This is a genomic window from Streptomyces sp. NPDC000878 (assembly GCF_053599695.1).
This window is the reverse complement of sequence record NZ_JBSFMT010000033.1, coordinates 64,463-88,538: the sequence shown is the minus strand read 5'-3', so window position 1 is coordinate 88,538 and position 24,076 is coordinate 64,463. Positions and strand designations below refer to the sequence as shown.

The following is a 24,076-nucleotide window of genomic DNA, read 5'->3' as shown; positions in this document are numbered from 1 at the left end:
AGTGGAGCCACGCCCGTTCATCAGGAGCAGATCATGAGCGCACAGCCCGAGCACGCCTGGGGAGAGATGCCGCTCCCACAGATCCGGACAGTGGACGACCTGCGCAGTGCGCTCAGCCGTTATGGCTTCCCGGGGGACCTGGAGCGGTTCGAGGAGGAGCTGGCGGCTGCCATAGGGGCCTCCCCGACCAATGACTTCAAGGGGCCCGCCGCTGTGGTCAGGGCCTACCGCCACCGGGTTCGGATCAGGAACTCGCCGGAGATCATGACGGCCCTTGAGGAAGCTCGCGGCGGGGGCGGCGGTACGTGAACGAGGTTCCCTTGGAGGAGGCCGAACCCGCGAGGAAGGTGTTCGGCGACCTGACGGAGGGGGAGCGGGAAGTCGTACGGGACGCGCTCGCGGTGATCGGGCGGGACCCGGCGGCCGGCCGCGAGATTCCGGGCTGGCGCCCTCCTTCCGTGGAGTACACGTACACGACACCGCTCGCTCGCGACTCGGCGGAGGCGATCACCGTCGTGTACACGCACACGCCGGGGATGGGAGTGACGGTCGTCTTCTACTTCCGGGATCCACAGGTGGTGGACTGAGTACCCCGGAAGGTCGGACCCGCGGCGGCTTATGGCAGGACCCCGGCGCCACGCACCGCGCGAGGGTGCGCAGTGTCCGACGGCAGTAGCCCACCAGCAGCCCCCGGTACACGGAACGGCCCTTCTCGTCCGCCACGGGGGAAGCGGACGAGAGGGGTCGTGCGCAGGTCACCAGTGGTGGCCGGTTCTGCGGTCAGGTGAGGGAGCGGTCGGCGATGCGCTGGAGCTTGGCCTCGAACACCTTCTGCGCGTCCGGCGTGAGCGTCGCGAGCGCGATCAGGGTCGTGATCGCGACGTCGCAGAGCTCTTCCTGGACGTCCTGCCACGTATGGCTTTCACCCTTCCTCGGGTTCGTCCCCATCACTCCGTGCAGGGCCTCGGCGACCTCGCCGAACTCCTCGCCGATCTTGAGGACGCGCATGGCCGTGGCGGTGTCCCCGGTCACCGGGCTCTCGGCGTCCAGCCAGACGCGGAGCCGGTCGACGAGGTCCCAGGTGTGTGCATCCATCAGGTTCTCCAAACGGGGTTGTATGAGGTTGTACGTACGGGGTTCGGGTCAGAAAAGAGCGCTGACCGAGGCCGCTCAGCAATCCTCGGGCGACTGCCCGCCCGCCGGCGGGGGTGAACTTCTGCCGATCCAGCTGTCCAGGGCCGCAGGGCCGTCCTACAGTGCTGGCGTGACCGCTGCATTCGACTACGAGGACATGCACCACATGGTGGACCGCCTCTCCCCGACCCAGGTGCGACGCCTGCGCCTGCTCGTCACCCAGGATGAGGAACTGTCCCAGGTTGCCCAGTCACTGTCGGCAGTCGACGCGAACGAGGACGAGGAGTCGGTCCCGGCCGGGCTGCTGGCCCTGATCGGCAGCGTGAACGGTCCAGAGGATCTGGCTGAACGGCACGACGACTACATCCGCGAGCGGATGCGCGAGCGCTTCGGCGACTCGGCGTGATCGCCGCGGTCCTGGACACCGGACCCCTGGCTGCGGCGCTCAACGCGGCCGACCGGCGTCACCCGGAGTGCGCCTCACTGCTGACGTCGCTGACCGGCCTCAAGAACCTGGGCCTCAATCTGGAACTCCCCTACCAGAGCCTTCATGCGCTGCCGGTTGGCGGAGATCTCACCGAACTGTGGCTCGGAACCATCTCCTGCAAGCATCTCCGCACGCTGGAGGGCATCACTCGCTGGCCCGATCTCACTACCCTGACCTTGCGGGACGTCGTGGACGGCTTCTCCCAGGTCTCGGAATTGCCCAAGCTCAGCCGCCTCAGTCTCCAGGGCCGCGCCAGCTTGTCCATGCTTGCCAAGTTCCCTCCCGCACCGCATATCGAGGAGTTCCACCTGGCAAGCTGGGATGCAGGAGACGACCTCGCTACGGTGGCCAGGGCCCTTCCCGGCATCAAGAAGCTGACGATCACTTGCTACGGCAAGCACCGGCAAGTCGATCTGACTCCACTGCGCGACATGACAGACCTCGCCATCACCATCCACCAGGCGGACGAAGTCCTTGGCGCCGAGCACTTCCCACCCGGCGCCGTCACACGCAAGCCTCGCCCCCGTAGCTGAGCAGGCCGATCCCTCAGCCCTCCAGATCCACCCGCACCGTCAGCAGATTCGTCCCCATGGCCCGTACGGCTGTGCTGTTGCCCTTCGGGAGTGTCCGCAGGCGGGCGATCGGGTCGTCGTCCGGAAGGAGGTGGGCCGTGCCCTCGTGCCAGCGGCCTCCGACCCGCACCCGTACTCGCGGGTTCGCCTTGATGTTCCGTACGTACTGGGACTTCTCGCCGAACTCTGAGACCAGCCAGAACTCGTTGCCGATGCGGCGTCCGCCGAGCGGGGTGACGCGGGGGAGGCCCGAGGTGCGGCCCGTGGTCTCCAGGAGGGTCTGGAAGGGGAGGCGGCGGGTGACGGGGTTGCCGATGCGGCGTTGGAAGGTGGTGGCGGCCTTGAATCTGAACTCTGTGAAGCGGGACATGTTGGTCTTGTGCCTCCTGTGTTCGTGCCGCTGCTGTTGGGTGCTCTTGAATGGTGACCCAGGGGCACAGTGACTGGGTGCGGTGGGTGGGCGAAATGGGTGGGCGGTGGCGAGTATGCGCGTGGTGACCTGGAACCTGTGGTGGCGGTTCGGGCCCTGGGAGGCGCGGCAGAAGGCGATTCTGGCCGTGTTGAGGGATCTGCGGCCTGATGTCGTCGGGCTTCAGGAGGTCTGGGAGTTCGGTGGCGAGAACCTTGCCGGCTGGCTCGCCGATGAGCTGGGGCTGCACTGGACCTGGGCTCCCTCCGACGTCCCCGAACGTTGGCAGCGGCGTATCGGCGGCGCGAAGGTCGATGTCGGCAACGCGGTGCTGAGTCGGTGGCCCGTCGTCGAGAGTGAGGCGATGCGGTTGCCGGCGCCTGAGGAGTTGGACGACGGGCGGCTTGCGCTGTACGCCCGGCTTGCCGCCCCTGGCCATCACGTGCCCTTCTTCACCACCCACCTCACCTCCGCCTCCCACGCCTCGGCCGTGCGCTGCCAACAGGTCACCGCCCTCGCGGAGTTCGTGGCGAAACGGCATGGCGGGACCGCCTTCCCGCCCGTCATCACCGGTGACTTCAACGCCTGGCCCGACTCCGATGAGATCCGGTTGTTGGGTGGTTACAAGACGGCCCCGGCTGTCCCCGGTCAAGTCTTCCTCGACGCCTGGGAGTTGGCCGATCCTGCGGCTCCGGCCGCTACTTGGGACGCCGCCAACCCGTATGTCGCCGCCGGGTTCGGGCCCAGTGTGCGGATCGACTATGTCTTCGTCGGGCCTCCGGGGCGGGGCGGGCTCGGGCATGTGCGCAAGGTCGAGCGGGCCGGGCACGGGGTCGTGGAGGGCATCTGGCCGTCCGATCACGCGGCGGTGGTGGCGGATCTGGCGTCCGCCTGAGTCGTGAGCAGAGCGGCGAGTCGCATCCGGTTACAACCATCGGGGCGTCACAGCGGTCACACCGGTGACAGAAGAACTTGCGCGACGACGTGCGTTTCGCGCTGCCAACTTCCTTTCACCGGGGGCCACTTCATGAGATCTCGCCGTGCCTTGGCACGCCCTGCCCTGGCGGTAGCCGCCGTACTGATCCCGGCGGCGCTGCTGTCCGGGACGGTCGCGACCGCCTCGTACGCGACGGAGTCGCCGAGCCCGTCGGCCTCGGCCCCGGAGACGAGCGCGTCCCCGTCCCCGTCTCCGTCCGGCTCCGCGTCCGAGTCGCCCTCGGCGAGCACTTCTCCGTCGGCGTCCGTCTCCCCGTCCGTGTCCGCCTCGCCCACTGACGGGGAGCAGGAGTGCCCCAGCGAGCCGGGCAAGGACGACGAGTTCATTCAGTACACCGTGTCGGGTGAGACCAGGAAATTCATCGCGGGCGGTGCCTGGCACGGTGTCACCGTCAAGGTGGAGAACCGCTCCGACATCGCGGTGAAGGACCTCGCTGTCGAGTTGGTGAAGTTCGCGTACGAGGAGGCACCCGACGCGCCCTTGGAGCACCAGGACTACGTCAATATTCAGCGATGGGACGCCGAGTCCCGTACCTGGGCGGACATCTCCTGGGACGAGAACGAGACAGAGGGGTGGCTGCCCCCTGTCGACGTGGCTCCGCGCGGGTCCGTGACCCTGGCTCTCCGCATGAGCGTCGAAGAGGACTTCCCCCCTTATCCCTATGCCGACCCGGATGACGACGTCATCGGGTCCGGCTACATCACGCTCCACGCCTCCGGCACCGAGGACGAGGGGCTGTGCGGGTACGTGAAGTACTGGCACTACAGCATCTACAAGCCCGGAACCGACACGGGTGAGGACGACGGCGGCGAAGCCACGTCCACGCCCACCACCGGAACCGGCGGCAACACCCCCACCCCCCAGACCGGCACCACCGCGCCGGTCACCCCCGACCCCACCCCCACCGGCGACCTCGCCCACACCGGCTCCTCCTCCGCCCTCCCGGTGATCGCCGGCGTCGGCGCCGTCGCCGTGGGTCTCGGTGCCGGCGCCGTGTACGTCGTACGGCGTCGGAGGTCCGGCACCGAGGTCTCCTGACCGAACCCGACCCTGCTACCGGCCCAGGAAGATCGGGTTGGTGAACGCGGCCAACGCCCCGGGCAGAGGTGCCAGCACCGCCTCGTGCCGCACCTCCGCCCGGACGTACGCCGCGTACTGAGCCGTCGTACGCCACTCCACGACCCCCTCGCCCGCCACCGGCAGCACCGCGCTGGTGAACAGCACGCCCTGGTCCGTCACGAGGCGGACCGTGCAGCGCGGGGCGCCGGACACCTCCAGGCGGACCGTCACCGGGGCGTCCTTGGCGACCTTCAACCGGCCCCCGATGTCCGCGTGTTCGCCCTTCGGGCCGGACGCCGTGAAGGAGAGGGTGATTGATCTGGACTCGGCTACGTAGGAACGTCCTGCCTTCAGGCCCTCCTGGATCGCCTCCCTGGTCAGGTCGTCGGCCAGGACGACCGTCTGCGGGACGCCCACCGGGTCGGGGTCGCGGTGGGCGTCGCTGTTGCCCATGGCCGGAATCCACCGGCGCGAGCCCGAGGCGCTCTCTCTCACCGACGCCACCAGCATGCCGTCCCAGTCCGCCAGCGCGACCTCGTCCTCGGGGGAGTACGCGCCGTTCCACACCTCGACCGCGTCCACGTCGTTGAAGCCGAACTTCCAGTTGCAGCCGACGCAGGTGGCGTGCGGGTGGGCCGGGACGACCAGGCCGCCGGCGCGGCGGATCTGGCGCGCGTACTTGCCGAAGCGGTTGTCGCGGGCCCGGTACCGCCAGTCCACGAAGGTGCCTGGGTCCATCCCGAGCGCGACCACGTGACCGTTGCGGGTCGTCACCTCCTCGCCCACCATGATGAGCAGGTCGTCGCCCGCCTCGTCGGCCCAATGGGCGTGTGCTGACTGGGTGTTGTGCTCGGACGAGTTGATGAAGTCCAGGCCCGCCGCCCGGGCGAGGGCCGCGAGTTCCGCCGGGGTGCGGCGGCCGTCCGAGTACCAGGAGTGCAGGTGGCAGTCACCCCGGTACCAGGCCCGGCCCCTGCCCTTCGCGCGCTCCGGCGGGTAGACCGGGTCGACGGCCTCGCCGGGCTCGCCGTAGGTCAGCGTGATGGTGATCTCGTACGAGAGACCCTGCGGGGAGACCGTGTAGGGGCCCAGCGCGATGTGCCAGGTGCCCGCCTTCACCGGGCCGGGGATGTAGCCGGGGGTGGCGTCGTCCGCGCGGACGAAGAACTCCGTGCGCGCCCCGCCCGACCAGCCCCGGAAGCCCTTGCCGCCCAGTTCGGTGCCACGCTGGTCGAAGACACCGATGTCGAGCGCGTTGCCCGCGGTGCCGGCCGGGACGGACGGGCGGTCGTAGGTGTACGCCACCTTCAACTCCCGTACGCCGTCCGGGATCTCGACGGGGAGGTAGACGAAGTCCGGGGAGCCGGTGGGGAGCGTCCCCCGTACCGTCTTCGTCTCGGTGCCGGGGGCCGCCTCGGCCGGGGTGCCGTCGGAGAAGGTCACGCTTCCCAACGTAAGCGCGGCGGCGGCTCCCGTCACGAACAGCGCGCGTCTGCCGAGGCCGGGGCTGAGGCCGGGTCCGTGGTCGTCGTCTTCGCACATGCTGCTGCTCCCAGAGTGTCGGGGTGAGGCACGGGATGTGACGTGGGTGACGCGGTGGTGGCGCGTACCACTCTCGTATCCGGGAGTGAACTCCCGTACAAGGGAAGGAAATCGCCGTCTTTCGAGCGCGCAGCGCCCACTGACCTTTCACTGATAATGCCGACCGGTCGGTATGGACAGACGACGCACCGCCCGGTACAGATATGGACATGCGCCTAGCCGTCACGATCTTCCTCACCGACGAGACGATCACCCCGACCCGGCTCGCCCGTGAGCTGGAACAGCGCGGGTTCGCCGGGCTGTACCTGCCCGAGCACACGCACATCCCGGTCGAGCGGACCACCCCGTACCCGGCGGGCGGCGACCTGCCACCGGAGTACGGCCGTACGCTCGACCCCTTCGTCGCGCTCGGTCAGGCCGCCGCCGTCACCGAGCGGCTCGCCCTCGGCACGGGCATCACGCTCGTCGCCCAGCACGACCCGATCGACCTCGCCAAGCAGATCGCCACCCTCGACCACCTCTCCGGCGGCCGTTTCACCCTCGGCCTCGGCTACGGCTGGAACGTCGAGGAGGCCGCCGACCACGGCGTGGAATGGCGTACGCGGCGCGCGCTGATCCGGGACCGGATGGCGCTCATGCGCGCCTTGTGGTCGGACGAACCGACCGCGTACGAGGGCGAGTTCGGGAGTGTGCGGGCGAGTACGGCGTACCCCAAGCCGGTGCGGAAGCCGCGCGGGCCGGTCGTCGGCCCCCGCACCCTCATCGGCGGCTCGGCGGGGCCGAAACTGTTCGCCCACATCAGCGAGTACGCCGACGGCTGGCTGCCGATCGGCGGGCGCGGCCTGTCCGAGTCACTGCCCGTGCTGCGGTCGGTGTGGGCCGACGCGGGCCGCGACCCGGCCGCCCTCCAGGTCGTGCCGTACGCCATCCAGCCCACCCCGGGCAAGCTCGCGCACTACGCCGACCTCGGGATCGAGGAGGCCGTGGTGCAGCTGCCGCCGGTCGGCGAGGCGGAGGCGCTGAGCCTGCTGGACGAGTACGCCCCGTACCTGTAGCCCGGCTGCGCCCCGTACCTGTAGCCCTGTACGTGTAGCTCCGTACTCGTACGCCCGTGGTCATACCCAGGTACTAGTGGCTCGTAGTAGCCCGTAGTAGCTCGGCAGACCATGTCCGACAGTGCCGCCCTGTAACGTTCGGCCGCCCGAACGGACAGGGCGGTCCCTGCAAGACCTGATCACATCGATCGTATGCTCGAAGGATGACGACTCCCGAGACCTCCGGAACCGGCCCCACCGAGCGCCCCGGCGCCACCGGCCCGACCGAGAACTCCATGCGTCGCGCCCTGAAACGCGCCCGTGACGGCGTCGCCCTCGACGTCGGCGAGGCGGCGGTGCTGCTCCAGGCCCGAGGCGAGGCCCTCGACGACCTCACCGCGTCCGCGGCCCGCGTGCGGAACGCCGGTCTGGAGGCGGCGGGCCGCCCGGGCGTCATCACGTACTCGAAGAGCGTCTTCATCCCCCTGACCCGCCTCTGCCGTGACAAATGCCACTACTGCACCTTCGTCACCGTGCCCGGCAAGCTCCGCCGGGCCGGACACGGCATGTTCATGTCCCCCGACGAGGTCCTGGACGTGGCCCGTCGCGGCGCCGCCCTCGGCTGCAAGGAAGCGCTTATCACCCTCGGTGACAAACCCGAGGACCGCTGGCCGGAGGCGCGCGAGTGGCTCGACGCGCACGGCTACGACGACACGATCGCGTACGTCCGCGCCATCTCGATCCGCATCCTGGAGGAGACGGGCCTGCTGCCCCACCTCAACCCCGGGGTGATGTCCTGGACGGACTTCCAGCGACTGAAGCCGGTCGCCCCGAGCATGGGCATGATGCTGGAGACGACGGCGACCCGCCTCTGGTCCGAGCCGGGCGGCCCGCACTACGGCTCCCCGGACAAGGAACCCGCCGTACGGCTAAGGGTGTTGGAGGACGCGGGCCGGTCATCCGTCCCCTTCACCTCGGGCATCCTGATCGGAATCGGCGAGACGTACGAGGAGCGAGCGGAGTCCCTCTTCGCCCTGCGCCGCGTGTCCCGCGCGTACCACTCCATCCAGGAACTGATCATCCAGAACTTCCGCGCCAAGCCGGACACCGCGATGCGCGGAATGCCGGACGCGGAACTGGACGAGCTGATCGCGACGGTGGCGGTGGCCAGGCTGTTGCTGGGCCCGAGCGCCTGCCTCCAAGCACCACCCAACCTGGTCGACTCCGAGTACGAGCGGTTGATCGCCGCCGGCATCGACGACTGGGGCGGCGTCTCCCCGCTCACCATCGACCACGTCAACCCGGAACGCCCCTGGCCCCAGATCGAGGAGTTGGCGGCGAAGTCGGCAACGGCGGGCTTCGAACTGCGCGAACGCCTCTGCGTCTACCCGGAGTTCGTGCAGCGAGGTGAGCCGTGGCTGGACCCGCGACTGCTCCCGCACGTACGGGCCCTCGCCGACCCGGAGACGGGCCTCGCGCGGCCGGACGCGGTCGTCGAGGGCCACCCGTGGCAGGAGCCGGAGGAGGTGTTCGTGGCGTCGGGCCGCACGGATCTCCACTCCACGATCGACACCGACGGCCGTACGTCCGACCGGCGCGACGACTTCGACGAGGTGTACGGCGACTGGGGCGCCCTGCGGGAGGCGGCGGCGCCCGGGATGGTGCCGGAGCGCATCGACACGGACGTACGGGCCGCGTTGGCGACGGCGGCCGACGACCCCACTCGCCTGACCGACGCCGAGGCGCTGGCCCTCTTCCACGCGGACGGTCCCGCGCTGGACGCACTGTGCCAAGTCGCCGACGACGTACGGAAGTCGGCGGTCGGGGACGACGTCACCTACATCGTCACCCGGAACATCAACTTCACCAACGTCTGCTACACCGGCTGCCGTTTCTGCGCCTTCGCCCAGCGCCGCACGGACGCCGACGCGTACACGCTGTCGCTGGACCAGGTGGCGGACCGCGCCCAACAGGCCTGGGAGGTAGGGGCGGTTGAGGTCTGTATGCAGGGTGGCATCCACCCGGACCTCCCTGGCACGGCCTACTTCGACATCGCGCGTGCGGTGAAGGAGAAGGTGCCCGGGATGCACGTACACGCCTTCTCGCCGATGGAGGTCGTCAACGGCGCCTCCCGCACCGGGATGTCCATCCGTGAGTGGCTGACGGCCGCGAAGGAAGCCGGCCTCGACACGATCCCCGGCACGGCGGCGGAGATCCTCGACGACGAGGTCCGCTGGGTGCTGACGAAGGGCAAGCTGCCGACGGCGACGTGGATCGAGGTGGTGACGACGGCCCACGAGCTGGGCATCCGCTCGTCCTCGACGATGATGTACGGCCATGTGGACCAACCCCGGCACTGGCTCGGCCACTTCCGCACCCTGGCCCGCATCCAGCAACAGACGGGCGGCTTCACGGAGTTCGTCACCCTCCCCTTCATCCACACCAACGCGCCGGTGTACCTGGCCGGCATCGCCCGCCCCGGCCCGACGATGCGCGACAACCGGGCGGTCATCGCCATGGCCCGCCTTCTCCTGCACACGCACATCCCCAACATCCAGACGAGCTGGGTGAAGTTGGGGACGGAGGGCGCGGCGGAGATGCTCCGCTCGGGCGCCAACGACCTGGGCGGCACGCTGATGGAGGAGACCATCTCCCGTATGGCGGGGTCGAGTTACGGCTCGTACAAGTCAGTGAAGGAACTGATCGCGGTCGCGGAGGCGGCGGGGCGCCCGGCCCGGCCCCGGACCACCCTTTACGGGGAGGTCACGGAGGAACGGCAGCGGGCGGCGGCTGTTTCGGACGGGCATCTGCCGGAGTTGTTGCCTGTGTTGGAGTGAGGGCCGGGGCCAGGGCCAGGGCGGGATGCTGGTGAGGGGGTGCCCGCTCCGGCCCGGCCGTCCTCGCCCCGCCCCCGACCCCGCCCTTGCGGTCAGAACCAGTGCAGGCAGTGCGGGGGGCGGTCGGCGCGGAAGAGGGTGTCGGCGAGGGTGGCCGCGTCCGGGTGGTGGGCCTCGATGTGTCCGGCACGTACGAGCGTGCTCGGGGCGGTGCCTCCGAGGTAGACGGAGCCCAGGTCGCGTATGTCCAGGGACAGGTCGGGCTCGCGGTCCGTGGGGACGCAGTCGGCCTTGCCGTCGCGGACGGTCAGCAGGTAGCGGCCGTGCTCGCCGAGGAACGGGTCGTCGACGTCGAGGACCAGCTCGCCGTCCGTGAACCAGCCGCGCGCGGTCAGCGCACGCGGGACGTCCAGCAGCCGTACCCAGAGCCAGTCCATGTCGCCGCTGACCTCGCCGGCGCGGCGGTCCACGAGCTGCCAGCGCAGCGGGTGCTCGGGCGGGACGTGCTTGAACACGACCTGAGAGACGAGGTCGTGTCCGAGTACGAAGTGGGCCAGGGCCGTGAAGACGGCGTCGTCGGTGGCGATGGTCTCGTCGACGGTCAGGGTGCCGGACTCGATCGAGTAGCTGGCGTACCCGTCCGGGACACCGTCGGCGTCGCGGTGGACGGCGACGTAGCGCGGCGCCGGCGAGATCGGGGGCTGCCCCGCGCGCAGGGCCCACCAGCGGTGCGGCCGGGACAGTGCGCCGGGCTGGGCGCGGCGGTACCGGTCGTAGACCTCTTCCAGGATCTCGACGCATTCGGCACGACGCAGCACCTCGACCGAGCCGGTCGCCAGGGCGTCGGCTACTCCGCGAGCCCGGGGAACGGTGAGGGCGGCCCGGCGGCGCTCCACCGTCAGTTGCGCCGTGTAGGTCGCCGGTCCGTAGCCGAACCTGCCGTAGATCGTGGCCTCGGAGGCCAGCAGCACGGAGAGGAACTCCCCGCGGGCCCGCAGGTCGGCGAGCTGATGCCGCATCATCGCGCTGAGCACGCCCTGGCGCCGGTGCGAGGGCAGGACGCCGACGGCGGTCACCCCGGGGACCGGGACGAGGGTCTCACCGGGCAGGGTGAGCTCGAAGGAGTACGTGGAGGTGGTACCGACGGGCCGCCCGTCCGCCGTCAGGGCGAGCAGGCCGCGGTCCATCTCGAACGCCGACCACCAGAGCCCGCCGCCCTCGACCGGGGGTTCCGGGAAGAGCCCGAACGCGGCATGGACGGTGTCGACGAAGACGTCGAGATCCTCATCGGTCGTGGGGCGTATCTCCATCGCTGCCGCTGCCTCCTCGGGATACCGGCACCACCACGACTCATGGTGACTGGCCACATTGCAGCGGTGCCCGGTGGCCGGGGCAAGCGAATTAGGGCCGGTCCTACTGGTCCTACCGGTCCTTGGCGAGGCGGAGAAGTTCCGCGAAGAGACCGCCGGCGTGGACGAGATCCTCGTACTCGCCCTGTTCGGTCACCCGTCCGTGCTCCATCACGACCACACGGTCGGCGATCTTCGTGTTCTCCAGTTGGTGGGTCACGACGATGGTGATGCGGTCGGCGGCGACGCGCTTGATCTCCTCGAAGATCCTGTGTTCGCCGCGCGGGTCCATCTGCGAGGTCGGCTCGTCCAGGATCAGGAGTTCCGGCAGGCGGTACAGGGCACGCGAGCAGGCCAGCCGCTGCCACTGACCGCCGGACAGCTCCGCGCCGCCGAACACCTCCCGGGCGAGCAGGGTCTCCATCCCGTTCGGGAGATCCTCGACCGCTTCGCGCATACCGACGGCGTCGACGGCCTCCCACACGGGAGCGTCGTCCTCGGAGCGGGGCTGGCCGAGGGTCACGTTCTCCCGTACGCGCAGCGGCCACTGCGCGAAGAGCTGCGGGACGAGTCCGGTGCGCGCCCACACCGCGTCCTGATCCACTGCTGCCAGATCCGCCCCGTTCCAGGTCACCTTCCCCTTGTCCGCCAGGTAGATCCCGGTGATCAGGCGGAGCAGTGTCGACTTGCCCGAGCCGTTCTCGCCGACGATGGCGACGATCTCGCCCCGGCGGAAGGTGAGCGACACCCCGTCGACGGCGGGGCGCTCCTTGCCCGGGTACCGGTACGCCGCCTCGTCGAGCCGGATCTCCTCGACCGGGAGGTCGACGCCCGACTCCCCGCGCTGAGGGGCGCGTTGTGCCGCGTCGTCGAGGAAGGCCTGCATGTCGGTGAGGTAGAGGCTGGTGTGGAAGAGGGCGGCGCCGTTGACGACGACCTGGGACAGCGCGGCCAGGGTGGTCTGCACGGCGACGACGGCCAGGGCGGCGACAGCGAGTTCGACCCGCCCCGTCACGGCCAGCCAGGCGAGCGCCGCCCAGGTCAGCACGAGGAAGAGCCCGCCGACCAGGGAGGACACCAGCGCGATGCGCAGGGTGCGCGGGGCGACGGCCCGCAGCCGCCGGTCGATACGTTCGGACAGCGCGCGGTACCAGAACAGCAGGTAGCCCGTCATCCCGTTGGCACGGACCTCGTCACCGTGCTTGGGCGTCGTGGCCCACCAGCGCATCATGTGCCGTACGTTGCGGTCGGCGACGTTCGCGTAGTGCATCTCGTAGTCGACGCGGGCGGAGAGCACGGCGCCGATGCCCGCGGGCAGCACGGCCAGAACGAGCAGCGGCACCATCAACGGATGGAGGATGGACAGCACGCCGCTGGCCGCGACCATCCTGATCAGGGCCGACATGAACCGCTGGGCGTCATTGACCATGACGTGCGTACGCACCACGCCCATCTCCGCCGCTTCCTGCCGGTCGGCGAAGCCGTCCTGCGCGTACGCGGCGGCCTCGACCCGGCAGACGGCCTCGACCAGGGCCGTGTCGGCGCGCGTCGTGAGCGGCGGTGTGATCCGCCGGTCGGCGTACGAGGCCACCGCGCCGGCCACCCGGCCGCAGGCCGCCGCACCCGCCACCACGAGCAGGGCGGGCACGGCCTGGTGGAGCCGGTCCGAAACGGCGCCGCCGCTCAGGATCGGCTGCATGGCACGGCCGGTGGCGGCCAGCAGGACCGCCGCGGCCACACCCGTGACGACCTGGCAGGCCAGGAGCAGCACCACGGCGGCCCGGTCGAGCTGCCAGGCCATCCGCGCGATGCCCCGCAGCACGGACGGCAGCTTGGCGCACAACTGCCGGAAGGACACGTTGCCCAGCGGGTTGATCGAGTGCTCGCCGCTGTAGACGATCTCGGCTGGTGGGGGCGGGGGAATTTCGGGGCGGGTGTTCGCGGCTCGGGTGTTCTTGGCGTCCTCGTCAACGGATGTCAACTGCGCTCCCCTGCACGGTCGTTGTGAACGAGACCAACTGACGACGTACGGGTCAACGAGGGCAGCCGCGATATCGAACACACGTATTTGAGACGGAGCGGATTCCGTACGATCGCGCGACGCGCGTGTCGTGGCCGATGCATCGACCCTTGGGGCGTACGGGTCGACCCCGGGTGCGGGGATGGCCGAAACGCTGGGGTCGATGTGTGGGGGACGGGTGGGGTTTGGTGGGTCCGTAGGTGGGTGCGGGAGCGTTGCCCGGCTTGCTCAGCCGGAGTGAAGGACCCGAAAGCGATCCGGTGCCGCCAGATCCGGATCCGGATCCCGGTCGACGACCTGGATCGGCGGCCAGGCCCACTGCCACACGCTGATACCTGGCGTACGCGAGAACCGGATCTGCCCGCGGGTGCCGTCGACGGCGACGCGCGGCCAGGCGTCGGCGATGCGCGTACGAGTACGGTCGTCCGTCCTGTCCGTCCCGTCCGTCCCGTGCGAACGCAGCACATCGGCGAGGACGGCGACCGTGTCGTAGCCCTCGAAGGCGACGAAGGAGGGCGCGTCGCCCAACTGCTCACGCAGGACCTTCTCGACTCGCGTACCGAGCGGGGTGAGGGTCTCGGGCAGATAGCGCAGGAACGGCACCCCGGCGCCGTCGTCGCCGAGCAGCGCCGCCCATTCGGCGAACTCCGGCTGCCCGGCCGGAGCACCGATCAGGATCTCGCCGAGACGCTGGTCACGGCGGACGGCCTTGACGATCGGCACGGCGGGCTCCGGGTGGCCGACCAGCAGAAGGAGGGCGGTCGCGCGATGGGCGAGGAGGGCATCGCACACGGCTGTGGGGCTGAGCGCGCTCACGCCGACTTCGAGTTCGACGAGGGTGCCGTCGTATGCGGCGAGATGGTCCCGCAGAATGCGGGTTCCGGCGGCCCAGTAGACGCTCGGCTGGACTGCCACGGCGATACGGCGATGGCCCGCGCCGAGAAGGAAGTCCGCGTAGACCTGCCACCCACGGGACTGCGGCGGGGAGAGACGCGCGACCCACTCCGTCGGCTGCTCGGTGAGTGCGTCGAGCACCGAGGACGAGCAGAGGTACGGCAGCCCGATGGCGTCGGCCCGCCCGGCAGCGGCGCGGGCGACGACGCTGTGATACTCACCGGCGAGCGCAGCCACGCCCAGCCGAGCCAGCTCGTCCACGGCCGCGACGGCCCGCTGCGGATCGGCGGCGGTGTCCCGAACCACCAACTCGAGCGGCCTTCCACCGACGCCACCGACGCCACCGACGCCACCGACGCCACCGACGCCACCGACGCCACCGGCGTCATTGACGTCGCGAACGGCCAGCTCCAGCCCGGCGAGCAGCTGCCGACCGGCCTCGACCCAGCCGGGCGGGGTCAGCGGGACGAGAACGCCGAGCTGGATGGCCGAGACGGATGATCTGCCGGTTCGCTCCGCACCAGGTGTCGATGGTGGCGTATTCATGCGTCGGCATCTCCCGTTCGACGATCAGGTTGCAGCTTGCCGGATCGCAGAGTGGCGGTCATGACCGCCCTCCCGGACCCGTCATCGATCTCACGGGGGGCATCCTCGCGGGTACGGGGAGCAGGCAGAACCCCAGCCACGGGGCGAACGGCGGCTGGGACCATCCCCGCGGGTGCGGGGAGCAGATGACCGCACAGATCCGGGCTATCCCATGCTCGGGATCATCCTCGCGGGTGCGGGGAGCAGCGGGTCACCGTTCTGCCCGGGGAGCGAAGGGTGGGACCATCCCCGCAGGTGCGGGAAGCAGCGCAAGCCCCGGTGAATGAGCGTGGTCTCGGTGGGACCATCCCCGCGGGTGCGGGGAGCAGGAGCGGGTGATGGAGACGGACCGGGTGCTGGCGGGACCATCCCCGCGGGTGCGGGGAGCAGGAGCGGGTGATGGAGACGGACCGGGTGCTGGCGGGACCATCCCCGCGGGTGCGGGGAGCAGAGCGTCGGGCTGCCTTTCCCGGGGCGTACTCAGGGACCATCCCCGCGGGTGCGGGGAGCAGGCCCGGCCACCATCGTCGAGGTCGCGCGGCGGGGGACCATCCCCGCGGGTGCGGGGAGCAGTCGACGTCGTCCCGGTAGAGGACGCGTAGGGCGGGACCATCCCCGCGGGTGCGGGGAGCAGACGCTGCGCCGCATCACCGCCGGGTACGAGAAGGGACCATCCCCGCGGGTGCGGGGAGCAGCGCCGTGGCGGAGGGCCAGCCCACCAACCGGTAGGACCATCCCCGCGGGTGCGGGGAGCAGCATACGGGCGACCCGACGCTGGGCCTCGGCGAGGGACCATCCCCGCGGGTGCGGGGAGCAGACGACGACACCACCCAGAACACCACATTCTTCGGGACCATCCCCGCGGGTGCGGGGAGCAGGCGAAGAGGCTGCGGCGGAGGGCGGCGTCGAGGGGACCATCCCCGCGGGTGCGGGGAGCAGACTGGCTGAGCTGCGGGTTTATCGCTCTGGTAGCTGGGTTTCGCACACTTTCGCCGATTCTGGCAAATGGGGCATTCGGTGCCCGCCTCTCTTGGAGTGGCGCTGTCCGGCAGTAGTCAAGTCATCGTATGCGTCCAGCATGTCCGAAGCGCGCTGTATGGCTGCGGACGCACACTGCGCTCGATTCGGGGAATTCGGCGGCCAGGGCGGCGACCGTGCCGTCCACGTCTCTGGCCACGATCATGGAGGCGTTGCGCAGAGCCTCCGGTTGGGATGTGCCGGTCATGGCCCGGGAGCGTAGCCGCCTACTTCGACAGCCAGGCGGTAAACGGCGTCGAGAGCTACTGCCAGCCGTGCTCGCTAAGGCTGTTGACGCAGTTCAGGTAGCCGAGCAGCCCGGCTTCGGGGTACTCGATGATGTCGTCGGGCAGTTCGTCCACGCGGAACCATTCGAGGGCGAGGCACTTCTCGGGTTCCCTGTTGTGAGGCACGCCCTCCCACTCCGTGGCCTCGAAGAAGAAGCCGATCCGCTCGCCATCACCATCCTGATGGTGATGCACGACGTGTACGAGGCGAAGGTGAGCTGGGTCGACGGTGACGTCCGTCTCCTCGAACAATTCCCGGGCCGCGCCGACGCTCAGGGGCTCGCCCTTGTCGAGCTTTCCCGAAGGCATGTGCCACCGGTAGCGGCCGTAGGGGCTGCCGCGCTGCGACATGAGGATCTTGTCGCCGTCGCGGAGGATGACGTGGGTGTCGATGATGGGTTGTGCGGGTTGGGCGTTCATGGCTCCGGGGGATTGTCGGGTGGGCCGACGGCCGACGCTGGCGGTAGCGGCGGGATGGCATCGGCGAGTCGGCCTGCTACGGCCGTTGGCGTGCTGTCCTCGTTTCGAGGAGCAGCGCCCCCATGCTCCTCAGGTGGGACGGGATCGGGGATTCGTTCCTGTCAGGTTGTGGTGGCCTGCTGGGCGAGCAGGAGTGCCAACGGGCCCCCTTGAAGAAGGAACCGGCCCTCGGTGGCGGCTCGGATCGCGTCGGGCATCGGCCACCACAGGAGCTTGAAGTCCTCTTCGCTGGGCGTGAGTTGCTGTGGGCCGCAGGTGAGGCCTTCGGCCAGGAAGAGGTGGATGCGGGCGGCGGAGTTCAAGGTGATGGCGTACGAGCCGAGGGACTGCCAGGTCCGGGCGGTGACGCCTGCTTCCTCGCGCAGTTCGCGGCGCGCGCACTCCTCCGGTGTCTCGCCGTGCTCTCTGCGTCCCCCGGGCAGGAACACGTACTCGCCGCCGTGCAGAGGGAACTCGGCAGCCAGGACGGCGACCGTGCCGTCCGCGTCTCGGGCCACGATCACGGAGGCGTCGCGCACAGCCTCCGGCCGGGATGTGTCGGTCATGGCCCGGGAGCGTAGCCGCCTACTCCGACAGCCAGGCCGCGAACGGCACGTTCAGCACGGTCGGATGAGCGATGCCGCGGCCGTGGTAGCCGTCCTCACCGAAGGCGTCTCCGTGGTCGGCGCACATGATGATCAGCCATCTCTTCTTGCCGGTGAGCCCGTCGATCATGCGACCTAGGTGTTCGTCCGCGTACGCGAGTGCCGCGGCCTGGGACTGCCAGGAGTCGGCGCTGTCGCCGGTGTAGTGACCGTGGGGGACGTGGGTGGCGGAGACGTTGACGAACAGGAACAGCGGCCGGTCGGTGTGCTGGTCGGCGATGGTCAGGGCCTGGTCGACCTGGTGGCGCGTGGAGTCGGGCTCAGGGGAGCAGAACTCGGGCCGCCAGTGGTCCTCGTCGAACATGTCGGGCAGTACCGACCCGAGGGGCGTCTCCCGCGAGAAGTAGGTCACGCCGCCGATGCACACGGTGCGGTATCCGTGCTGGGAGAGCCCGGTGAGGAGGTTCGGGGCGTCGAAGACGAACGTGCCCGGGGCAACGGTCTTGAACGTGGGCGGGCGGCACTCCCACAGCCGTGGCGGCTGTACGGGCTGCGGGAGTTTGGGGAGGAAGCCGGAGAAGAAGGCGATGTGGGCGGGGAGGGTGAAGGTGCCGGGGGTACGGCGTTCCTCCCACAATCCGCCCGGCAGGGCCTTGGCCAGGTGCGGCGTCTGACCGGCGTGCAGGGTTGCGCGGGCGACGTCGTGGCGCAGGGAGTCCAGGGTGACGAACAGGATGCTGGTGCCGCTTCGGATGGCCTCGGTCGCGTCGATCACAGTGCCTCCACCAAGTCGCGGCGTTCGGTGATGTTGCCCTTGGCCTGGTCGTTGACCGGGATGGGAACCCGATCGGAGGCGATCATCCTGCGTACCCTGGCCAGACCCGTGTCCTCGGTGACCGGCCGGCCGTCCGCGTCGTAGAGGCGGATCGTGATCGTCTGCCGGTCGCCGCCGCTGTCGGTCGTGGTCAGCAAGGCTCCGGGGACGCCCCCGAGTTCCTTCATGGCGTGCAGGAGTTGGACTTCGTCGGCCGTGCCGAGGCTGGCGACCTGGCAGCCCCAGTGCTCGGCGTTGATGGCCCCCCGGCAGAACCGCTGGTGGAACTCGGCCGTGGTGGGGTGCTCGTCGTGGGCCACGGCCAGCTGCCGGGCCTGGCTGATCACGACGAAGCAGGCGGCGACCCACCAGGCCACGCCCTCGTGAATCTGGCCCGGGAACGCGCCGGAGATGCGGCCGTCGCGGATGACGGCATCGCTGTCGATCGGGTTAAGCACGCCCGGCCTCCAGATGCTTGACGATGATGTCGGCCAGATCGGCCGGGCTGCGGCCGTCGGTGGGGAGCGTGACTGCGGTGGGGTCCGTGTCGGCGACGGCTCGGAAGTTCTCCCGGAGCCTGGCGAGGCGGCCGGGGACGTCGAACAGGTCGGTGTCGTCCTGCTTTACGTCCGTCTTGGTGCCCACCCGTTCTTTCAACGAGCTGTCGGAGCCGACCAGGTAGAAGGTGGCGTCCGGCGTCACGAGGTACGGCAGGAACGGGGCTGTCAGTTCTTGCACCTGGTCCAGGCCGACGCGGTTGACGGCCGCGTGACAGGCCATGACCGAGGCGACGTAACGGTCCGCGACCACTGGCCCCATCTTGAGGGCCTGCCGTACGACGTCGGTGACATGCAGAAGACCGGACAGGTAGAAGGCGAACTGCGGAAGCGGCCGAAGCTCCCGGTTGACCGTGCCGGACCAGCCGGTGTGCGGATCGGTGAGGGTGTGGATCACCGTGGCTCCGAGCTGCTTGGTCAACAGGCGGGCAAGCGTCGACTTCCCGACCCCGGAGACGCCTTCCAGGACCACGAACGGCCCCTGGTATCCATCGGTCTCGGGTGTGTACGGGCCGCGCAGGGGAGTCACAGAGTGCCCTCGGTGAAGGCGGAGACGTGCTGGGCCACGATCGCGGGGATCTGCTCCGGATCAGCCAGCAGAGGCCGGATGTCGATGCGGAGGTCGTCCCGCAGCAGGCAGGGCTGCACTCCGCCGGCGTGGTCGACGCGAAGGGACCAGAACCCTTCCACGCACTTGGACTTGACGGGACAGGTGCCGCACTGGCCGACGTGGTGGCGCCCGAGTTCACGGTGGATGACGTCGATCTCGACGCCGTCGATACGGAAGATCCGCCGCCCCTGCCCGACCCCGGAGATCTCGACCTCCTCGTCGCTGGTCAGCGTACGCAGGTGATCGATGATGCCCTTGGCGCCGATCGCGGAGCCCTTGCGGCCGGTGTTGAAGTCGGTGTCCACCAGCTTGATGAACTGCACGGGCAGGCGCCGGTCGAGAGCGAAGGCCAGGATGTCGGGCAGCTCGTGTTCGTTCTCCCGCTGTACGAGCGTGTTCAGTTCCACTCGCTCGAACATCTCGCGGGCCGCCTCGATCCCGTCGAGGATGGTCGCGATACCGATGCGCGTATTCGCGATGGCTTTGAGCGACTCGCCCGAGAAGTAGTGGAGGGAGACCTTCACCTTGTCCAGGGCGGTCGTGGAGAGCCATTCCTGATGCGTACGGACCAGGGTTCCGTTCGTGATCAGGGTGTACGTCGTGTCCGGGCCGTGCGCGGGGAGTTGGGTGAGGACCGGCCGGGCCAGGGGCGACAAGAGGGGTTCCCCACCGGTGAAGTACACCCGCTTGAGCCCCGCGTTCATCAGGCCGCCCAGGACGTTCAGGAAGTCCTCGGCGGTCATCTCGCGCTCGCGGGGGAGCACATCGCGGTACAGGTGCGTGAAGGGCGGTGGGACGTCTCCCTCGTTGTGGCAGAACCAGCATTTCTCGTTGCACTTCGGGGTCAGCGAGACCCTGAGCTGGCCGCGCAGCATGGCGAAGTTTTGCAGTGCGGTCCAGTCCACGGCTGTCTTCGGGAGCGGAATGGTCATGGCTTGGGGTTCCTTCCGCAGGTGCACTTCTTGGCTGTGGGTGCACTTCTGGTTTGGTGGCTGCCCGTCCGGCGGCGACGCGGCCGGACGGGACGGAGGTCCCGGGAGGGGCGGGAGCGCCGAGGGCTGTACGGTCACCGGTCGGCCTCGGCGAGGAGTTCGGCCCACACTTCTTTGCCCCATGGGCGCCTGCCGGAGCCCCGCAGGTCGTAGCCCCAGCGGTCCGCGAGTTCGTCGACCAGGAGCAGACCGCGGCCGGACTCGCCGCCGACATCGGCCGAGCCGAGCACCGGCAGGCGCGAGGGCGCCCGGTCCACCACGCCGACGCGTACCCGTGCCGTACTCGGCCTCCGGACGAGCAGGCGGATCGAGTGGCACGGTGTGTGTCTGGAGGCGTTCGCGATCAGCTCCGAGATGATCAGCGCGGCGGGGTCGGCGAGGCCGTTCAGGTGCCATACGGCGAGGGCGTCACGGACGAGCTTGCGGCCTATCGCGGCCGTCCTCGGCTCGCACGGGAAGGTCTGGCTGTAGGCCGGTGGCCCGATCGGGGCGGCCTGAACTGGCGTACTGAGACTCGTCATTGGTGGAGCCCTCGTCGTTGTCTCGGCGCCCGGCCGTCCCCTCGGCGGACTCAGGGGCGGGCCGGGCCGTCAACAGCCGCCCGCACGGAGGTGACGGGCGACCAGTGACCAGACAACTCCCGTTCGCAGCAAGCTGGTTAGGGCGGTCAGGTGGGTGCTCGACGAAGAGACCTAGGGCGTTTTGACCTCGCCTTTACCTGACGGATGAAGGGGCGTGCGGCTACCGTGCGTACATGGGCATCACACGCAACACCGTTCTTGAGGCGTGGATGAACGAGCACGGATACAGCTCCAACTCCCTTGCGGACGCGGTGAATACGGCCGTAGAGCGGCTGACCGGGCGGACCGGCGGCCTGGACGGGTCGTCGATCCGTTCCTGGAAGGCAGGCCGGGTGCGGTGGCCCAAATCGGCTACCCGCAAGGCCCTTGAGGACATCACCGGCCTGCCCGCCACGGCTTTAGGGTTCGTGCCACGGGGTCGGACTCCGTCCACCCCAGCCCCATGGCAGCAGGAGGACCTCGAAATGAAGCGCCGTACGCTCGTCGGCGGCATCGCCGCTGCCGCCGCCGCAGCAGCCGTCCCCGGCACCGCGGGACCCCGCCGTATCGGCATGGGTGATGTCGACCGCCTGCAGCACCGGTTCGGCGAGATCGTCGCCAGCGACCACCGACACGGCGGCCAACTCGGCATCGAGCAGCGGGCCGCCGCGCTCGCAGACGAGGCGCTGAACCTTCAGAACGCCGGCAGCGCCAGCCAGCGGGTACGCGGCAACTTGTATGCCTGCGCGGCCTCGTTCCGCTCCTCGGCGATGTGGGCGGCGATCGACGGCCGCCGCTACGACGTCGCGAAGATGCACATGCGCGAGGCGCAGGCCCTCGCCGAGATGTCCGGCGACCAGGCGATCAAGTTCCGTATCTGGAGTCACGCGGGGACCATGTACCGGCACATGGGGCGCCCTGCTGATGCGCTTGCTGCGAACGATGTTGCGCGCAACCTGCACCTCACGCGGCGCGACCCCTTGTTCGCGTCCCTCGGTCTGGCCCGGCAGGCGGCCATTCACGGGTCGGCGCAGGACCGCACCAGCACCCGCCGTGCGTTCGAGCAGGCGCAGGACGCGATGCTGCGCGCCGACCCCGCCGACTACCGCCCGGTGTGGATGCTCGCCTTCTACGACCAGGCCGAGCTGGACTCCCTGGCTCTCTCGGCGTATTTGGCACTCGGCGACCACTCCACCGCCGAATACCACGCCCACCGCTGCCTATCCGCCCTCCGACCCCACATGGTCCGCTCCCGGGCCATCACGACCACCCGGCTGGCACACGCCCAGCTCGCCCAGGGCGACGCTGACACCGCCACGGCCACCGCGATGAAGGTCCCCGCCGACGCCGCGACTCAACACGCTCGGGTAGCGCGCATGCTGCAGGAATTCGGGGCCGCGCTGCGCGCCACCGCACCCAGCAGCACCACCGTGCAGACCTGGACCGAGCACGCCGCCACCTGGAGGATGACCGCATGACCACGGCGCCCGCCATTGAACTGCGCACGTTCACCACCCTCGACACCGCCCGCGGCGACCTCCTCGACGTATACGCCGACGTACGCGCCCCGCTGCTCCACCTGCCGAACTACGCGGTCACCGCATTCGGCGAACGCCTGGACCGACACGCCACCGAACCGGGTTTCGGGGCTGTGCTCGCGTACGCGGACGGGCATCCAGTCGGCTACGTCTATGGCAACACCATCGAGCACGGGGACCGGTACTGGCAGCGCACGGAACCGGCTCCGGCGGACGAATACACCAAGCGCCCGGCTGTGGCCCTGAAGGAGATCGGCGTACGCACCCGGTGGCGGGGCACGGGGACCGCCCGGCGCATCCACGACGCCTTCCTCGCCACACGCGACGAGCCGTATGTGACGCTCATGGTCAACTCGGCGGCGGGGGACGGGAAGGTGCACGCGCTCTATCGGTCGTGGGGATACGAGGACTTGGGGAAGAGCCAGCCGTCGGCGGCTTCGCCGGTTCTTACGGTGATGATTCGGGTTGCTGGCTGAGCTATACGCCCTCGCGGGTGCGGGGAGCAACCGCTGAATCGGCACGGTCAGCGCGAGCAGCAGGGGCGATCCCCCCTAGGTGCGGGGAGCAGGTGGTGTCCACGTCCAGGGCGCGGCCCTGACCGGGGCCATCCTCGCGGGTGCGGCGAGCAGTTCGTCGCCTTCGCCATGGACAACCAGGCCGTGGCATCCCCACGGGGTGCGGGGAGCAGTTCGTGTCGGACCGGATCTTGGCCAGGCGGGCGGGGCCGGCGGTATTCCGGGGGCAGGGAGACCATCCCCGCGGGTGCGGGGAGCAGTCCGGCTTCGCGGAGCCACCGGTCGGCGGCGCGGGACCATCCCCGCGGGTGCGGGGAGCAGGCCTTGGCTGTGGCCTTCGCTGCGGTCGAGGCGGGACCATCCCCGCGGGTGCGGGGAGCAGACCTTCAGGCCCTGTTCCTTCAGCTCTTCGTCGGGACCATCCCCGCGGGTGCGGGGAGCAGGCCGCGAACGTCGGGCTTCGGGTGATGGCGAAGGGACCATCCCCGCGGGTGCGGGGAGCAGTGTCACCCCGCCACCACACAGGACCCGGATACGGGACCATCCCCGCGGGTGCGGGGAGCAGTTCCAGAACGTCCTGGAGGATCTGTCTGGGCAGGGACCATCCCCGCGGGTGCGGGGAGCAGCAGACGGGCCAGAAGCACGCGGTTCTGCTGGCGGGACCATCCCCGCGGGTGCGGGGAGCAGTCCGAAAGTTCGGCGACCGCGGTCTCGTTCTCGGGACCATCCCCGCGGGTGCGGGGAGCAGGAAGCCCCGACATCCCCGTCGGGGCTTCGGCCGGGACCATCCCCGCGGGTGCGGGGAGCAGCGGTGGTCGTTCCAGGATCAGATCTCGCAGCCGGGACCATCCCCGCGGGTGCGGGGAGCAGCGGACGAGGACAGGGTGCCTACGGACGTGTGGGGGACCATCCCCGCGGGTGCGGGGAGCAGACGGAGAAGGCGGTCGTCGGCCGCCGCGTGCAGGGACCATCCCCGCGGGTGCGGGGAGCAGACTGGCTGAGCTGCGGGTTTATCGCTCTGGGAGCACGATTTCGCGCACTTTCACCGATTCCGGCAAATAGGGCATCCCGCGCCTGCCTCTCTCGGAGTCGCGCCGCCCGGTAGTAAACAAGCCATCGTAAGCCTCCAGCCTGCCCATAGTGCCCCGTACAGCCACATCGGACGCGCATCACGCCCGATTCCCCGAATCCGCCCGCCAACCC

24 protein-coding genes and 2 CRISPR repeat arrays are annotated in these 24,076 nt (G+C 69.8%); of the genes, 10 read left to right on the top strand and 14 right to left on the bottom strand.

Annotation, left to right across the window (positions count from 1 at the left end):
• The first annotated feature begins 33 nt into the window (after positions 1 to 33).
• Positions 34 to 309: a hypothetical protein gene (locus tag ACWDR4_RS27170; RefSeq protein WP_450412510.1), complete on the top strand. Its 276-nt coding sequence runs from the start codon at positions 34 to 36 to the stop codon at positions 307 to 309.
• Positions 306 to 587 (top strand): hypothetical protein, encoded by a 282-nt coding sequence (locus ACWDR4_RS27165; protein ID WP_235477724.1) that lies wholly within the window; start codon positions 306 to 308, stop codon positions 585 to 587. The genes ACWDR4_RS27170 and ACWDR4_RS27165 overlap by 4 nt, the downstream gene beginning before the upstream one ends.
• Positions 588 to 780: 193 nt before the next feature.
• Here ACWDR4_RS27165 and ACWDR4_RS27160 read toward each other — a convergent pair whose 3' ends face one another.
• Positions 781 to 1,095 (bottom strand): MazG-like family protein, encoded by a 315-nt coding sequence (locus ACWDR4_RS27160; protein ID WP_450412508.1) that lies wholly within the window; start codon positions 1,093 to 1,095, stop codon positions 781 to 783.
• Positions 1,096 to 1,264: 169 nt separating this feature from the next.
• On the opposite strand from ACWDR4_RS27160, the gene ACWDR4_RS27155 reads away from it, so the two are divergent.
• Together ACWDR4_RS27155 and ACWDR4_RS27150 are read left to right on the top strand one after the other, a co-directional pair.
• Complete coding sequence (locus ACWDR4_RS27155; protein WP_450412506.1) at positions 1,265 to 1,540, top strand: hypothetical protein; 276 nt, start codon at positions 1,265 to 1,267, stop codon at positions 1,538 to 1,540.
• Positions 1,537 to 2,154 carry a hypothetical protein gene (locus ACWDR4_RS27150; RefSeq protein WP_450412505.1) on the top strand — a complete coding sequence of 206 codons (618 nt, stop codon included), beginning with the start codon at positions 1,537 to 1,539 and terminating at the stop codon, positions 2,152 to 2,154. Before ACWDR4_RS27155 ends, ACWDR4_RS27150 begins: the two co-directional genes overlap by 4 nt.
• Before the next feature lie 13 nt (positions 2,155 to 2,167).
• Here ACWDR4_RS27150 and ACWDR4_RS27145 read toward each other — a convergent pair whose 3' ends face one another.
• On the bottom strand, positions 2,168 to 2,563 hold the full coding sequence (locus ACWDR4_RS27145; protein ID WP_450412504.1) for a nitroreductase family deazaflavin-dependent oxidoreductase: 396 nt from the start codon (positions 2,561 to 2,563) through the stop codon (positions 2,168 to 2,170).
• Between the two features lie 115 nt (positions 2,564 to 2,678).
• Between ACWDR4_RS27145 and ACWDR4_RS27140 the strand changes: the two genes are divergently transcribed.
• Both ACWDR4_RS27140 and ACWDR4_RS27135 read left to right on the top strand, forming a co-directional pair.
• A complete protein-coding gene (locus tag ACWDR4_RS27140; protein WP_450412502.1) occupies positions 2,679 to 3,497 on the top strand; it encodes an endonuclease/exonuclease/phosphatase family protein in 819 nt (272 codons plus the stop codon).
• A 150-nt stretch (positions 3,498 to 3,647) separates the two neighbouring features.
• Positions 3,648 to 4,637, top strand: a complete 990-nt coding sequence (locus ACWDR4_RS27135) for an LAETG motif-containing sortase-dependent surface protein (RefSeq protein ID WP_450412500.1) — start codon at positions 3,648 to 3,650, stop codon at positions 4,635 to 4,637.
• A 15-nt stretch (positions 4,638 to 4,652) separates the two neighbouring features.
• On the opposite strand, the gene ACWDR4_RS27130 is transcribed toward ACWDR4_RS27135, so the two are convergent.
• Positions 4,653 to 6,200, bottom strand: a complete 1,548-nt coding sequence (locus ACWDR4_RS27130) for a CehA/McbA family metallohydrolase (RefSeq protein WP_450412498.1) — start codon at positions 6,198 to 6,200, stop codon at positions 4,653 to 4,655.
• Positions 6,201 to 6,409: 209 nt separating this feature from the next.
• Between ACWDR4_RS27130 and ACWDR4_RS27125 the strand changes: the two genes are divergently transcribed.
• On the top strand, positions 6,410 to 7,255 hold the full coding sequence (locus ACWDR4_RS27125; protein WP_450412496.1) for an LLM class F420-dependent oxidoreductase: 846 nt from the start codon (positions 6,410 to 6,412) through the stop codon (positions 7,253 to 7,255).
• Between the two features lie 203 nt (positions 7,256 to 7,458).
• Entirely contained in the window at positions 7,459 to 10,071 is a 2,613-nt protein-coding gene (locus ACWDR4_RS27120; RefSeq protein ID WP_450412494.1) for a bifunctional FO biosynthesis protein CofGH, read from the top strand.
• 92 nt (positions 10,072 to 10,163) lie between these two features.
• Here the strand turns inward: ACWDR4_RS27120 and ACWDR4_RS27115 are convergent, their stop codons facing one another.
• From ACWDR4_RS27115 to ACWDR4_RS27065, 11 genes are all read right to left on the bottom strand, one after another.
• Complete coding sequence (locus ACWDR4_RS27115; RefSeq protein WP_450412492.1) at positions 10,164 to 11,381, bottom strand: GNAT family N-acetyltransferase; 1,218 nt, start codon at positions 11,379 to 11,381, stop codon at positions 10,164 to 10,166.
• 112 nt (positions 11,382 to 11,493) lie between these two features.
• Positions 11,494 to 13,221, bottom strand: a complete 1,728-nt coding sequence (locus tag ACWDR4_RS27110) for an ATP-binding cassette domain-containing protein (RefSeq protein ID WP_450412532.1) — start codon at positions 13,219 to 13,221, stop codon at positions 11,494 to 11,496.
• 447 nt (positions 13,222 to 13,668) lie between these two features.
• Positions 13,669 to 14,880 carry an ABC transporter substrate-binding protein gene (locus tag ACWDR4_RS27105; protein WP_450412490.1) on the bottom strand — a complete coding sequence of 404 codons (1,212 nt, stop codon included), beginning with the start codon at positions 14,878 to 14,880 and terminating at the stop codon, positions 13,669 to 13,671.
• 95 nt (positions 14,881 to 14,975) lie between these two features.
• Positions 14,976 to 15,858: direct repeats of the CRISPR family, unit length 29 nt; unit sequence GGGACCATCCCCGCGGGTGCGGGGAGCAG.
• Between the two features lie 121 nt (positions 15,859 to 15,979).
• On the bottom strand, positions 15,980 to 16,144 hold the full coding sequence (locus ACWDR4_RS27100; protein ID WP_450412488.1) for a hypothetical protein: 165 nt from the start codon (positions 16,142 to 16,144) through the stop codon (positions 15,980 to 15,982).
• Positions 16,145 to 16,199: 55 nt separating this feature from the next.
• The gene (locus ACWDR4_RS27095; RefSeq protein ID WP_450412486.1) at positions 16,200 to 16,643 is read right to left on the bottom strand and encodes an NUDIX hydrolase; all 444 of its coding nucleotides are present in this window, start codon (positions 16,641 to 16,643) and stop codon (positions 16,200 to 16,202) included.
• A gap of 161 nt (positions 16,644 to 16,804) precedes the next feature.
• Positions 16,805 to 17,248: an NUDIX hydrolase gene (locus ACWDR4_RS27090; RefSeq protein WP_450412484.1), complete on the bottom strand. Its 444-nt coding sequence runs from the start codon at positions 17,246 to 17,248 to the stop codon at positions 16,805 to 16,807.
• A gap of 19 nt (positions 17,249 to 17,267) precedes the next feature.
• On the bottom strand, positions 17,268 to 18,062 hold the full coding sequence (locus tag ACWDR4_RS27085; RefSeq protein ID WP_450412482.1) for an STM4013/SEN3800 family hydrolase: 795 nt from the start codon (positions 18,060 to 18,062) through the stop codon (positions 17,268 to 17,270).
• The gene (locus ACWDR4_RS27080; protein ID WP_450412480.1) at positions 18,059 to 18,559 is read right to left on the bottom strand and encodes a hypothetical protein; all 501 of its coding nucleotides are present in this window, start codon (positions 18,557 to 18,559) and stop codon (positions 18,059 to 18,061) included. Before ACWDR4_RS27080 ends, ACWDR4_RS27085 begins: the two co-directional genes overlap by 4 nt.
• The gene (locus ACWDR4_RS27075; RefSeq protein ID WP_450412479.1) at positions 18,552 to 19,187 is read right to left on the bottom strand and encodes a dTMP kinase; all 636 of its coding nucleotides are present in this window, start codon (positions 19,185 to 19,187) and stop codon (positions 18,552 to 18,554) included. Before ACWDR4_RS27075 ends, ACWDR4_RS27080 begins: the two co-directional genes overlap by 8 nt.
• Positions 19,184 to 20,200, bottom strand: coding sequence for a radical SAM protein (locus ACWDR4_RS27070; RefSeq protein WP_450412477.1), 1,017 nt, complete (start codon positions 20,198 to 20,200; stop codon positions 19,184 to 19,186). The genes ACWDR4_RS27075 and ACWDR4_RS27070 overlap by 4 nt, the downstream gene beginning before the upstream one ends.
• Positions 20,201 to 20,334: 134 nt before the next feature.
• Positions 20,335 to 20,781 (bottom strand): ATP-binding protein, encoded by a 447-nt coding sequence (locus tag ACWDR4_RS27065; RefSeq protein WP_450412475.1) that lies wholly within the window; start codon positions 20,779 to 20,781, stop codon positions 20,335 to 20,337.
• 233 nt (positions 20,782 to 21,014) lie between these two features.
• Between ACWDR4_RS27065 and ACWDR4_RS27060 the strand changes: the two genes are divergently transcribed.
• The gene (locus tag ACWDR4_RS27060) at positions 21,015 to 22,298 is read left to right on the top strand and encodes an XRE family transcriptional regulator (RefSeq protein ID WP_450412473.1); all 1,284 of its coding nucleotides are present in this window, start codon (positions 21,015 to 21,017) and stop codon (positions 22,296 to 22,298) included.
• On the top strand, positions 22,295 to 22,834 hold the full coding sequence (locus tag ACWDR4_RS27055; RefSeq protein WP_450412472.1) for a GNAT family N-acetyltransferase: 540 nt from the start codon (positions 22,295 to 22,297) through the stop codon (positions 22,832 to 22,834). Before ACWDR4_RS27060 ends, ACWDR4_RS27055 begins: the two co-directional genes overlap by 4 nt.
• 270 nt (positions 22,835 to 23,104) lie before the next feature.
• A CRISPR array of direct repeats spans positions 23,105 to 23,865; the repeat unit is 29 nt; unit sequence GGGACCATCCCCGCGGGTGCGGGGAGCAG.
• Positions 23,866 to 24,076 lie beyond the last annotated feature (211 nt).